The sequence below is a fragment of the Aeromonas mytilicola subsp. aquatica genome, from assembly GCF_044336385.1.
In the GTDB taxonomy this organism is placed as follows: domain Bacteria; phylum Pseudomonadota; class Gammaproteobacteria; order Enterobacterales; family Aeromonadaceae; genus Aeromonas; species Aeromonas rivipollensis.
In genome coordinates, this window is sequence record NZ_CP172298.1 from 4,176,511 (window position 1) to 4,188,914 (window position 12,404).

The window sequence follows — 12,404 nt, forward strand, 5'->3', positions numbered from 1 at the left end:
ACTGAATCTCCGGCAAACAAAAAGGGTCCCTCGGGACCCTTTTTTACTGCCGTATGGGTAATGACTAGATCATCACACCGGCGATCACGGCGGAGAGCAGGCTCACCAGGGTGGAGCCGTACACCAGTTTCAGGCCGAAGCGAGATACCATGTTGCCCTTCTCTTCGTTCAGCGCCTTCACCGCACCGGCGATGATGCCGATGGAGCTGAAGTTGGCGAACGACACCATGAAGATGGAGAGGATGCCGACGGTGCGGGGCGAGAGATCGGCGGCAATCTTGCCCAGATCCATCATGGCCACGAACTCGTTGGTCACCAGCTTGGTCGCCATAATGGAGCCGGCTTGCAGCGCCTCACCACCCGGGATGCCGAGGATCCAGGCGATGGGGTAGAAGAGGTAGCCCATGACGTACTGGAAGTTGACGCCAAACGCCATCTCGAACAGGTAGTTGATCAGGGCGATCAGGGCGATGAAGCCCACCAGCATGGCGGCCACTATCACGGCAACGGAGAAACCGGCCATGATGTACTCCCCCAGCATCTCGAAGAAGTTCTCTTTCTTCGGGGTGTGGTGCTCGTCACCCTCGGCGATGGCCTTCAGGTCGGTGACCGAGTTGTCCGGCTCGTACGGGTTGATGAGCGACAGCACTATGAAGGTGCTGAACATGTTGAGCACCAGCGCGGCCACCACGTAACGCGGTTCGATCAGCTGCATGTAGGCACCGACGATGGACATGGAGACGGTGGACATGGCCGTCGCCGCCAGGGTGTACATCTGCTTCTCGTTCAGGTGCGGCAAGGTGTTCTTGAGCGCGATGAAGTTCTCGGACTGGCCGACGATCATGGAGCTGATGGCGTTGAAGGACTCCAGCTTGCCCATGCCGTTGATCTTGGCCAGCACTGTGCCTATGCCACGAATGACGATGGGCAGCAGGCGGATGTACTGCAGTATGCCGATCAGCACAGAGATGAAGACGATGGGCATCAGCACCATCAGGAAGAAGGAGAAGGCTCCTTCGTTGACCAGGCCACCGAACACGAAGTCGGTCCCCTGCTTGGCAAACTCCATCAGCTTGGTGAAGCCGGCGGCGAAGCCACCCACGACTGCCAGGCCCACTTCGGAGTTCAGCATGAACCAGGCCAGCGCCAGTTCCACCACCAACAGCTGCCCGATATAGCGCAGCTTGATCTGTTTCCAGTTGCGGCGGTTTGCCAGCAACGCCAACGCGAGGACCATCACGAGTCCAAGCACAAAGTGAACGTATTCCATACCTGTAGCACCTGAATGAATTGTTATTTTTGACCGGCGCCATCATAAAGAATCGTATATTTAAAAATCAGATAGCCATCACAATCTGACTCAATAATATGTATGCGAGATAATACAAACGTTTTTAAATTAATTAACCATTAACGGTATATTAATCGCGCGACATCAAGTTAAAAACACCTTATAAAACATGTCGATAGGAATATTCTGATTGCGCTGACAGCGCCAATGGATATTCCAGTATCATTTTCGCAACACTCCTTCTCATGCACGGCACCTATTTCATCCAGGAAATTTAATCAACCAAGATAGAAAACGTTTACCCCTGATAAATAATTAGCGAACCACTGCAAACATTCACCAGGTGCCACCCCGGTTACACCTCTCTGTCGCCATGGGGACAGATGAACCCGCCCTGAGATTGCACCGGCTTAAGCGTTCAAAAATCCGCCACATCCGGTGCCACATTCTGGTATGATGCGCGGCCTTAGCGCTCGCGCATCCCCGTTTTCTCCGAAATAGAGTCCTTTTGTGAACAACAGCGAATTTAGCAGCCTCAATCTCTCCCCCGCCCTGCAAGAGAACCTCACCAGCCTGGGTTACCTGCAGATGACCCCGATCCAGGCCCAGAGCCTGCCCCTGGTACTCGAAGGCAAAGACCTGATCGCCAAGGCAAAAACCGGCAGCGGCAAGACAGCCGCCTTCGCCTTGGGCCTGCTCTCCCGCCTCAACGTCAACCGTGTCGACGTACAGGCCCTGGTGCTCTGTCCGACCCGCGAGCTGGCGGATCAGGTGGCTCAGGAGATCCGTCGTCTGGCCCGCGCCCTGCCGAACGTCAAGCTGGTGACCCTGTGTGGCGGCACCCCGACCGCACCTCAGTCCGCCACCCTGAGCTTCGGCGCCCACATCGCCGTCGGCACCCCGGGTCGCATTCTCAAGCACCTGGAGCAGGGTACCCTGGAGCTCTCCAGCCTGGAGACACTGGTACTGGACGAGGCAGATCGCATGCTGGACATGGGCTTTGGCGAAGACATCAACAAGGTCATCAGCTATGCCCCCGAGCGCCGTCAGACCCTGCTGTTCTCCGCCACTTATCCGGAGGGGATAGCCCAGATGAGCCGCGGCGTGCAGCGCAACCCGGTCGAGGTGAGTGTGGAGTCCCTGCACGAGGGCAGCGCCATCGAACAGAAGCTGTATGAAGTGCCGGCCGGTCAGCGCCTCGACGCCCTCACCTGGCTGCTCAGCCACTATCAACCCAGCTCCTGCGTGGTGTTCTGCAACACCAAGCGCGCCTGCAACGACGTGGCCGATCACCTGGCCGCCAAGGGCTTCTCGGCCCTGGCGCTGAACGGCGATCTCGAGCAGCGGGAGCGGGATCAGGTACTGGTACGCTTTGCCAACGGCAGCGCCACCATACTGGTCGCGACCGACGTAGCGGCCCGGGGCCTCGACATCAAGGAGCTGGGCGCCGTCATCAACTACGAGCTGACCTATGACCCTGAAGTGCATGTGCACCGCATCGGCCGTACCGGTCGTGCCGGCCAGCAAGGCCTGGCCCTGAGCCTCTATCAGCCGAACGAAGCCCAGCGCGTCAACCTGATCGAGGAGTACCAGCAGGCGCCGATGCCGCTGGGGGATCTTGACAGCATAGGTCGCGACATCAAGCCGATAGCACCGCAGATGGTGACCCTCTCCATCGATGCGGGTCGCAAGACCAAGGTGCGGGCCGGTGACATCCTGGGCGCCCTGACCGGCGAAGGTGGCATTGCTGGCGCCGATGTGGGCAAGATCCAGATCTCCGAGCAGTACTCCTACGTGGCTGTCAAGCGTCAGGTGGCGAGCGCCGCCCTCAAGCGGCTGCAGGAAGGCAAGATCAAGGGGCGCACCTACCGCGCCCGCAAACTGGGCTAAGGTTCTTCACAAGCCCTTAGCCAGACCACAGGCGCCTGACAGGCGCCTGTTTCATATATTTCGATGCCGCCATGCGGCAAGACAGGCACCATGACCCAAGCAATCCAAACCGACGTGAGCTGCCAGAACTGCGAAGCCTGCTGCTGCCGCCTCGAAGTGATGCTCTTTACCGATACCGGCGTGCCGGATCGCTATGTGCTCGACAGGGAAGGTGAGATCCCCGTGATGCGCCGGCTGGAAGATGGCTGGTGCGCGGCCCTGGACCGCAACACCATGATGTGCCGCATCTATGAGGTGCGGCCGCTGATCTGCCGCGAGTTCGAGATGGGCGAGCCCGACTGCGTCGACGAGCGGGATAAGTGGTTTATCAAGCTGAGTTGACCAAGGGGTAGCAAGCCGCGCTGAGCCACCCAATCAACGATGTGCAGCTTCTATGAAGTGCGGCCGCTGATCTGCCGCGAGTTCGAGATGGGCGAGCCCGACTGTGTCGACGAGCGGGATAAATGGTTTATCAAGCTGGAATGAGACGGGCAGACAAGATGGCCCCGGGCTGCCGGGTCAGCTCACCGGTGTGACGTCGCCGCCGAGCTGCTCCCCCAGCCAGCGGATGGCCGCCGCCTCCTGCTCGAAGTAACCCACAGCCCTGAACGGCAGATCGCTGAAGACCTGATCCGCCAGATAGCGTTTGAACCCGCCCACCACCACGACCGCGAGAAAGGCACAGCCATTGGCGGCGCACCAGCCAAACTGCCGACGAAAACGCGCCAGCACCTCGGGACCGGCGGCCTCGAACTCGGTCGCCACCTCGACAATCCCCCAGGGAGCATCGCGCAATCCTGCGATCTGCTGGCTGAAGGCAGCCTCATAGGCCATGGCGCCCGCCAGATTGAAGGGGCCGCTCGGGCGGCAAATCAGCACCTGCCCCTGTCGCTGCATCTCGAAATGGCCGTGTGGTTGCAAGTGCACGTCCCCCTCCTCCCCTGAATTTTTCGCCGCGCCGACGCCGCCTGATGTTGCAACAAGGTAAGGATTTATATGCAAAAAGTCCATCGAGCCCAGGACATCACCGACAGACATCGACGCCAAATGGCACAGTTTCTGTGCGCAACGAAGTGAAGGCGGAGCCAGCATGTTCTGTTGCAGTTAATAAAACGTTGCTGCTATCATCCGCGCCAACCAAACATTCCACCAACTGCAACCTTTAGCCTGGGTGCAAGGATCAAAGATGAAGAATCAAGACGCGAGTTATTACCAAAAGATCTGGCGCTGGCACTTCTATGCCGGTCTCTTCGTCGCCCCCTTTCTGATCCTGCTCTCTCTCACCGGCATCCTGTACCTGTACAAGCCCCAGCTCGACAACCTGCTCTACCCCGAGTTGATGAAGGTGGCCCCCGCTACCCAGGCCCTGAGCGCCGATCAACTGCTGGCCAAGGCGAAGATCGCCATGCCAGATGCCAGCCTGCGCAAATACCTGCCCCCCGTGGCCACTGACGCGAGCGCCCAGCTCATCGTCAACCAGGGTGAGCGCGAGCTGACCCTCTTCATGGATCCCGCCAACGGCGCCCTGCTCGGCACCATGGATAACAAGTGGAATCTGCAGGCGGTGGCCCGCGCCCTGCATGCGGAGCTGCTGCTCGGCACCACAGGGGATCGGCTGATCGAACTCGCCGCCGGCTGGGGCATAGTGCTGCTCGTCAGCGGGCTCTACCTGTGGTGGCCGCGCAAGGGGCCCGGCGTAGGGGGCATCCTCTGGCCCAGAATGAACCAGCGCGGACGCCTCTGGTGGCGCGATCTGCACGCCGTGGTCGGCTTCTGGGGGGCGGGTTTCCTGCTGCTGCTGCTCTTGAGCGGCATGACCTGGACCGGCTTCTGGGGCGATCAGTTCGCCAACGTCTGGAACCGTTTCCCGGCCGCCATGTGGAATGAGGTGCCCAAATCCGCCCCTCTCGCCCGCACCCTCAACCATGCCCATGAACAGACTGTGCCCTGGGCCGTCGAGAACACGCCCATGCCGAGCTCGCAGCCGGCGCCGGAAAGCCATGATCACAGCGCCATGAACCATGGCGGAGAACACGACGGCATGGTCATAGCCAGCCACCGCATCCCCCTGCAACGGGTAGTGGAGATCGCCACCGAGCGCGGGGTTCACCCGGGTTACAGCATCACGCCGCCGGTCGGTGACACAGGCGTCTATACCATAGCCCTGTTCGCCGACGACCCGCGCAACGACGCCACCCTGCACATCGATCAATACAGCGGCAAGGTGCTGGCCGACGTGCGCTGGCAGGATTATGGTCCGGTCGCCAAGACGGTGGAAACCGGCGTCATGCTGCACATGGGCAAGATCTACGGCTGGCCCCACCAGCTGGTCATGCTGATCATCTGCCTGATGGTGCTGGCAAGCTCGGTGAGCGGGCTCTGGATCTGGTGGAGCCGTCGCCCCAAGGGCCGGCTCGCCGCCCCGCCCCTGCCCGCCAAGTTGCCCCCCATGGGCGGCGCCATCGCCGTGCTGGTGCTGCTCGGGATCTGCTTCCCCCTGGTGGGCGCCTCCATGCTGGTCATCTGGCTGCTGGACTGCCTCTTCTTCTCCCGCCGGACCGCAGTGGCGCCAGCCAACTAAGGCCATTCGGCGTCGATAGCTGCAAACCATAAACAAGAAGGGCTCCTCATCAGGAGCCCTTCTTGTTTCATCCCGCCCTATTTCATGGCCTCGACCAGCGCGATGATCTTGCGCGCCTTCTCGAAGTGGTCGAGCCTCTGGGTCTGGATCCACCAGGCCGCCGCCTCCATCAGCAGCTCGGGATCGTCGTTCCTGTTGGCAAAAAAGGCATAGAAGGAGACGCCCACTCCCTCCCCCTTCTGGCCGATCTTCTGGTGGCAGACCCGGATGATTTTCTGTTTGAGTGATTCACGCATCTGTCATTTTTCCTCAGGCCCGGGCCAGGGCGAACCCCTCTTCCAGCGCCTCCAGGGGCAGGTAGCGACCGATCACCACCAGCCGCGAGCAGGGCACCTCGTCACCCCAGGGAGAGCCGTAATCGAACCCCGCCACCCTGTGCACCCCCTGCACTATCAGCCGGCGCGGCTCCCCGGCGATGGCCAGCACCCCCTTGTAGCGCAACATGTCGTTGCCATGCTGCTCTATGCACTGCTCCATGAAGGCCCCTATCTTCTTCAAGTCCAGCTCGCCCCCCTCGAACAGCTGGGCCGAGATGACATCCTGCCAGGAGCGGGGCCGGGCCGAGAGGGGCGCAAACGCCTCGACGCCCTGACCGCCCCCACGCACTATCTTGATGCCTTGGCTTAGGCTCAGCTCGTCGCTGAGAGCGAAGGCATCCAGATCGAGCCAGAGCCCGGCCGGGCACTCCCCCCGCACTATGTCGATGAGCTGCGCCCTGGGGTTGATGCCCTGGACTCGCGCTATGGCCGCCTCCCGGGTAGCTCCGTCCACCCTATCCGTCTTGGTGAGCAGGATGCGGTCGGCAAAACCGAGCTGGGCCGCCGCCACCGGATGCTCGTCCAGCTGGCGGCCTATGTGTTCGCAATCGACCAGGGTGATGACGGCATCCAGGCGCAGGGCATCCCGCAGCACCTCCTCAACGAAGAAGGTCTGGATGATGGGGGCGGGATCGGCGAGCCCCGTGGTCTCGACGATCAGCCGCTCGAACTGCAACTCCCCCGCGGCCCGCCGGGCCAGCAGATCGGCCAGCGCAGCCCGAAACTCACCGCGCACGCTGCAGCAGACGCAGCCGTTGCTGAGCTCCACCACGCTGACCCCCGAGCCTCCCTCCAGCAGGGCACCGTCGATATTGGCGGCGCCGAACTCGTTCTCGAGGATGGCCACGGAGGCATCGGCATGGTGGCGCAGGAAGTGGTTGAGCAGGGTGGTCTTGCCGGCGCCGAGAAAACCGGTCAGCAGAGTGACAGCTACAGCTTGTGTCATGTTGGACATCCTGTGAGGTGGGGATCGTATATCTAGCCGAAACCGAGAAAACCGTTCAATCAAGGGTGACCGCTACAGCCTGTGTCATGTTGAGGTCCTGTGAAAAGAGGGATTATATCCAGCCGGCGCCGAGGCCAGGGCGTGCGCGCTGGTGGTGGCCTAATTAGCAGCAGCGCCCGCCATTCTTGCCGCCATAGCGGGCATCCTGGCGTTCGCGAAAGAACTCGTCGTGGCTCATGGGGGTCTGCTCCGGGTGAGTCAGCCGCATGTGCTGCACATAGTTGTCGTAGTCGGGTACGCCCACCATCAGCCTGGCGGTCTGCCCCAGATACTTGCCCGCCTTGGCCAGGGTATCAAACATGCTTGCTCCTTGTTCGTCGTCAGTGAGGAGCCGGCACCCTGGGGTGCCGGCCTGCTGACTTACTTGAGGCTGGGAGCCAGATCGCCGTCGTCATCAGACTGGGGCCGGGTGGCACCCTGTTGCGCCGGCATCGGCTGATAGGGGGTCTCGTTGGCGGTCGGCTGCGGGTTCTGCAGCGCCTTGAGGGCCGTCTTCAGGGAGAAGCCGGCGAGCACCACCACCACCCCCATGAAGAAGATGGTCAGCCCCGCATCGAGGCGGTTGTTGAACACTAGCTGAGCCAGCTGGAACTCGGTGTACTGGGCCGGAATGGTGCCGCTGTCGATCATCGCCTGGAACTTGTTGGCGATGGCCAGGAAGCCGAGCTTGGGATTGTCGCTGAAGGTCTTCTCCCAACCCGCCGACAGGGTGCAGATGAGCAGCCAGCTGGTGGGCAGCAAGGCCACCCAGGCATAGGCCTGACGCTTCATCTTGAACAGCACCACGGCGCACAGCATCAGCGCCATGCCCGCCAGCATCTGGTTGGCGATGCCGAACAGCGGCCACAGGGTGTTGATGCCGCCGAGCGGGTCCACCACCCCCTGATGCAGGAAGTAACCCCAGGCCAGCACGCACAAGGCGGTCGCCAGCAGGTTGGCCGGCAGGGAGTCGGTGCGTTTCAGGGAGGGGGAGATGACCCCCATCAGATCCTGCAGCATGAAGCGTGCCGCCCGGGTGCCGGCATCCACGGCGGTGAGGATGAACAGCGCCTCGAACAGGATGGCGAAGTGGTACCAGAAGGCGACGTTCATCAGGCCGCCGAGGGCGCCGTGCAGTATGTAGGCCATGCCGACCGCCAGGGTCGGGGCACCGCCGGCACGGGAGATGATGCTCTGCTCACCCACCTCGCTGGCGATGCGGGTCAGGGTCTCCGGGGTGATCTGGAAGCCCCAGCTGCTCACCACGGCGGCGGCGGAGACCACCACGTCAGCGGTGCCCGCCGGCGCCAGCACCGCCATGGGGCTGTTCATGGCGAAGTAGACGCCCGGATCGATGACGCAGGCGGAGACCAGCGCCATGATGGCGACGAAGGACTCCATCAACATGCCGCCATAACCGATGAAGCAGGCCTGGTTCTCGTTGGCCAGCATCTTGGGGGTGGTGCCGGAGGAGATGAGCGCATGGAAGCCGGAGACGGCACCGCAGGCGATGGTGATGAACAGGAAGGGGAAGAGATCCCCGGCCCAGACCGGGCCTGTCCCGTCCACGAACTGGGTCAGCGCCGGCATCTGCAGGGTCGGCTGGGTCACCAGTATGCCGATGGCCAGGCCTATGATGGTGCCTATCTTGAGGAAGGTGGAGAGGTAGTCCCGCGGCGCCAGCAGCAGCCAGACCGGCAGCACGGAGGCGACGAAGCCATAGCCCACCAGCATCCAGGTCAGCTGCACCCCGTCGAAGTCAAAGTAGGGAGCCCAGGTCTGGCTCTCGGCCACCCAGCCACCGGAGACGATGGCGAAGATGAGGCACACCAGACCTATGATGGAGACCTCACCGATGCGGCCCGGTCTCAGGTAGCGGGTGTAGATCCCCATGAAGATGGCGAGCGGTATGGTGAAGGCCACTGTGTAGGTGCCCCAGGGGCTGTGGGTGAGCGCCTTGACCACTATCATCGCCAGCACCGCCAGTATGATCACCATGATCATGAAGGTGGCGATCAGGGCGATGACCCCGGCGACCGGGCCCATCTCCGACTTGATCAGCTCGCCGAGGGAGCGACCATCGCGACGGGTGGAGACGAACAACACCATGAAGTCCTGCACAGCCCCCGCCAGCACCACACCGGCCAGCAGCCAGAGCATGCCGGGCAGGTAGCCCATCTGGGCCGCCAGCACGGGGCCGACCAGGGGACCGGCGCCGGCGATGGCGGCGAAGTGGTGGCCAAACAGCACCTTCTTGTCGGTCGGCACATAGTCCAGACCGTCGTTGTGCCGCACCGCCGGCGTCATGCGGCTGCTGTCGACCGCCAGCACCCGCTTGGCGATGAAGAGCCCGTAGTAGCGGTAGGCGATAAGGTAAACGCACACAGCCGCGACCACTATCCAGAGCGCGTTGATCTGCTCGCCCCTGTTGAGGGCGATGTAACCGAGGGAGCTGGCGCCCAGCAGTGCCAGCAACCCCCATCCAAGATGTTTCCCTAACCTGTCCATAAGCCTGTCCCTGCCATTGGTTTTTTACATATGAAACCCCATACGCTTACATCTCTATAGCAATCGACGCCGTGCCACAATCGAGGCCCGTCACAAGTCGGCGACCCGTTCCGAGAATTTCTCAATATTGCCAGCCGGATCACGGCCATCAGGCCTGGAGCAGGAGGGAAAAGCGCTGAAATGCTTGAAGAAAACGGCAAGGCACACCAACAGTAAGGGCCCCTTCAACGGGGCCCTTCTTGGTCTGGCGCGCTACAAACAGCGCCACTCCATGGCGGCACAGCGCTCAGGAGAGCGCCAGCCCGACCGAGAGCAGCAGGCTGAACAGGAAGGCGCTGATGGCGGTCTTCTTGAGGGCGCCGGTCAACACCTCGCCATCGAAGCTCTCGCGCAGGGTGCGGGCGGCATCGGTGAGGGGCTTGATGGCGGGCAGGAAGATCCAGGGCCAGACACTCGCGGGCTGAGTCAGCAGGAAGGCGATGGTGGCCAGCAGCGCCCCCCCCAGCAGCCCCCAGTGATAGGCGATGGCGCGGTTGCGGCCGAGCCGCACCGCCAGGGTGATCTTGCCGCTGGCGGCATCGCTCTCTATGTCCCGCACATTGTTGATGTTGAGCACGGCGGTCGCCAACAGGCCGCAGGCGGTGGCGGGCAGCAGCAGATCCCATTGCAGGGTATGGGTGAACAGGTAGTAGGAGCCGAGCACCCCCAGCAGGCCGAAGAACAGGAATACCGAGATGTCCCCGAAACCACGATAGCCGTAAGGGGTCTTGCCCACCGTGTAGGTGATGGCCGCGACTATAGCCGCCCCCCCCAGCAGGATGAACGTCAGGATCTGCTGCCACTGCTCCCCGAAGGCGCAGACCAGCAGGGAGAGGCCGCTCACCACGGCCGCCAGCGCGGTCAATCCCATGGCAATGCACATCTGGTGGCGGGTGATGAGGCCGGAGACCACGGCACGCTGGGGCCCGATCCGCTCGCCGTTGTCGGCCCCGGAGACCGCATCACCATAGTCGTTGGCCAGGTTGGAGAGGATCTGCAGCAGTATGGCTGTCAACAGGGAGAGGCCCATGATGGCGCCGTCGAAGGCCCCCCGACTGGCTGCGAGCCCCGAGCCCAGCAAAATGGAGGAGCACGCCAGGGGCAGTGTTCGCAAACGCGCCGCCAGCAACCAAACAGAGAAGGTATTTGTCATATTGTGATGGCCAAACAATCAGATATTGATCGTGTTAAGGGTTATCGAACCGGATTTAGGTATACTTGGCTCCGTGGGGGCTGGGCTCCCTCGGGCAATTTACATGGAAGAATGGGCAGATAATATATAGGAAATCATCGCCCTTTGGCATCAACCTGCGCCATCCTCCCCCAGAGCGATTGCGACTATCCGGCTCAGACAAGACATCCATGTTGGCTCAGACCCATCTCAAGCAACAACTGGACGCCCTGCGTCACAGCAATGTCAGCGGCTTCGTGCGGTTGCGCGTGGCGGCCAACGTCGACCTCTTCCCGGGATGGCTGGCGGCGCAGACCCTGTATCCCCGCATCTATTGGCAGGCCCGCGGCCCCAGGAGCCCCGAGTACGTGGCCCTCGGCGCCATCCACGAGCTGACCCGGCCAGCGGATATCCAGCGGGTCTGCGATCTCGCCAACGCAAACAGTGAAGACAGCCCCCGCTACTACGGCGGCCTGGCGTTCGATCCGGCCCAGCCCGGCTGGCAGGGATTCGGCCCCTGCCGCTTCGTGCTGCCGCGTATCGAGCTGGTGCGCCGGGGAGAGTGTGTCAGCCTCTGCCTCAACCTCTGGCTGACCGACGGCAATCTGGATGCCGAACTGCAGGCGGCCGAGGCAGCCCTCGACGCCCTGCAACCAGAAGCCCCCCTGCCCCCACTGCAAAAACGCCCCTGGCAGCGCCGGGATGTCCCGGGTCAGGCCCAGTGGCAACCCCTGGTAGAGCGGGTGACGGCGCCCGCCTTTCAGGCCCACACCCCCAAGGTGGTGCTCTCCCGGGAAAGCGTGCTGACCGGCCAGCATGGGGATGCCCCCCTCTGCCCCTGGTCCCTGCTCACCCAGTGGGCAAGTCACGCCCAGGAGTGCTTCCACTTCGGCTTCCAGTTCTCCCCCGAGCAGAGCTTCATCTCCTGCTCCCCCGAGCGCCTCTATCGCCGGGAGAGCGGCCACCTCTTCACCGAGGCGCTGGCGGGCACCATACGCCGCTCCGGTGACGAGGCGGCCGACGCAGCCCTGGCCGCCGAGCTGCTGGCCGACAGCAAGAACCGGCTGGAGAACCGGCTGGTGCACGCCGACATCCTGAGCCGCCTGGCGCCCCTCACCACGGACGCCACCCTGACCGAGCCGCGCATCCTGAAACTGCGGCTGCTGCAACACCTCAAGTGCGACATCGAGGCCGAGCTCAAACCCGGCGTGTGCGACTGGCAGTTGCTGGCCGCCCTGCACCCGACGCCGGCGGTGGGCGGAGCCCCCCGCGAGGCGGCGCTGGCCTTTATCCGCGAATATGAACCTTACCAGCGCGGCTGGTACGCCGGTGCCTGCGGCATGCTGAGCCGGGAGACCTCGGAGTTCTCGGTCGCCATCCGCAGCGCCCGCATCACGGCCCGGGGCATCAGTCTGTTTGCCGGTGCCGGCATAGTGGCCGGGTCCGAGCCTGCCGCCGAGTGGGCCGAACTCGACAACAAGATCGCCAACGTGCTCTCCCTGCTGGGATAGCGTTTTTCATCG

11 protein-coding genes are annotated in these 12,404 nt (G+C 62.7%); 4 read left to right on the forward strand and 7 right to left on the reverse strand.

Features of this window, described 5'->3' with window-relative positions; all coding sequences use genetic code 11:
- Positions 1-64 precede the first annotated feature (64 nt).
- The gene (locus ACFWHB_RS19170; RefSeq protein ID WP_111910686.1) at positions 65-1,270 is read right to left on the reverse strand and encodes a NupC/NupG family nucleoside CNT transporter; all 1,206 of its coding nucleotides are present in this window, start codon (positions 1,268-1,270) and stop codon (positions 65-67) included.
- 531 nt (positions 1,271-1,801) lie between these two features.
- Here ACFWHB_RS19170 and dbpA point away from each other — a divergent pair.
- Entirely contained in the window at positions 1,802-3,181 is a 1,380-nt protein-coding gene (gene dbpA, locus ACFWHB_RS19175; protein ID WP_395949052.1) for an ATP-dependent RNA helicase DbpA, read from the forward strand.
- Between the two features lie 90 nt (positions 3,182-3,271).
- Positions 3,272-3,562 carry a YkgJ family cysteine cluster protein gene (locus ACFWHB_RS19180; protein ID WP_139744102.1) on the forward strand — a complete coding sequence of 97 codons (291 nt, stop codon included), beginning with the start codon at positions 3,272-3,274 and terminating at the stop codon, positions 3,560-3,562.
- 177 nt (positions 3,563-3,739) lie between these two features.
- Here ACFWHB_RS19180 and ACFWHB_RS19185 read toward each other — a convergent pair whose 3' ends face one another.
- On the reverse strand, positions 3,740-4,147 hold the full coding sequence (locus ACFWHB_RS19185) for a hypothetical protein (RefSeq protein WP_395949053.1): 408 nt from the start codon (positions 4,145-4,147) through the stop codon (positions 3,740-3,742).
- A 259-nt stretch (positions 4,148-4,406) separates the two neighbouring features.
- On the opposite strand from ACFWHB_RS19185, the gene ACFWHB_RS19190 reads away from it, so the two are divergent.
- The gene (locus ACFWHB_RS19190) at positions 4,407-5,801 is read left to right on the forward strand and encodes a PepSY-associated TM helix domain-containing protein (protein WP_395949054.1); all 1,395 of its coding nucleotides are present in this window, start codon (positions 4,407-4,409) and stop codon (positions 5,799-5,801) included.
- Between the two features lie 77 nt (positions 5,802-5,878).
- Here the strand turns inward: ACFWHB_RS19190 and ACFWHB_RS19195 are convergent, their stop codons facing one another.
- From ACFWHB_RS19195 to ACFWHB_RS19215, 5 genes are all read right to left on the reverse strand, one after another.
- Complete coding sequence (locus ACFWHB_RS19195; protein WP_395949055.1) at positions 5,879-6,097, reverse strand: DUF6500 family protein; 219 nt, start codon at positions 6,095-6,097, stop codon at positions 5,879-5,881.
- A 13-nt stretch (positions 6,098-6,110) separates the two neighbouring features.
- Positions 6,111-7,124, reverse strand: coding sequence for a CobW family GTP-binding protein (locus ACFWHB_RS19200; protein WP_395949056.1), 1,014 nt, complete (start codon positions 7,122-7,124; stop codon positions 6,111-6,113).
- A 163-nt stretch (positions 7,125-7,287) separates the two neighbouring features.
- Positions 7,288-7,485: a YbdD/YjiX family protein gene (locus ACFWHB_RS19205; RefSeq protein WP_025325546.1), complete on the reverse strand. Its 198-nt coding sequence runs from the start codon at positions 7,483-7,485 to the stop codon at positions 7,288-7,290.
- 59 nt (positions 7,486-7,544) lie between these two features.
- Positions 7,545-9,671, reverse strand: coding sequence for a pyruvate/proton symporter CstA (gene cstA / locus ACFWHB_RS19210; protein WP_395949057.1), 2,127 nt, complete (start codon positions 9,669-9,671; stop codon positions 7,545-7,547).
- 286 nt (positions 9,672-9,957) lie between these two features.
- The gene (locus ACFWHB_RS19215; protein WP_162520039.1) at positions 9,958-10,863 is read right to left on the reverse strand and encodes a 1,4-dihydroxy-2-naphthoate polyprenyltransferase; all 906 of its coding nucleotides are present in this window, start codon (positions 10,861-10,863) and stop codon (positions 9,958-9,960) included.
- 209 nt (positions 10,864-11,072) lie between these two features.
- Between ACFWHB_RS19215 and ACFWHB_RS19220 the strand changes: the two genes are divergently transcribed.
- Positions 11,073-12,392, forward strand: a complete 1,320-nt coding sequence (locus ACFWHB_RS19220; RefSeq protein ID WP_395949058.1) for an isochorismate synthase — start codon at positions 11,073-11,075, stop codon at positions 12,390-12,392.
- The last annotated feature ends 12 nt before the right edge of the window (positions 12,393-12,404 follow it).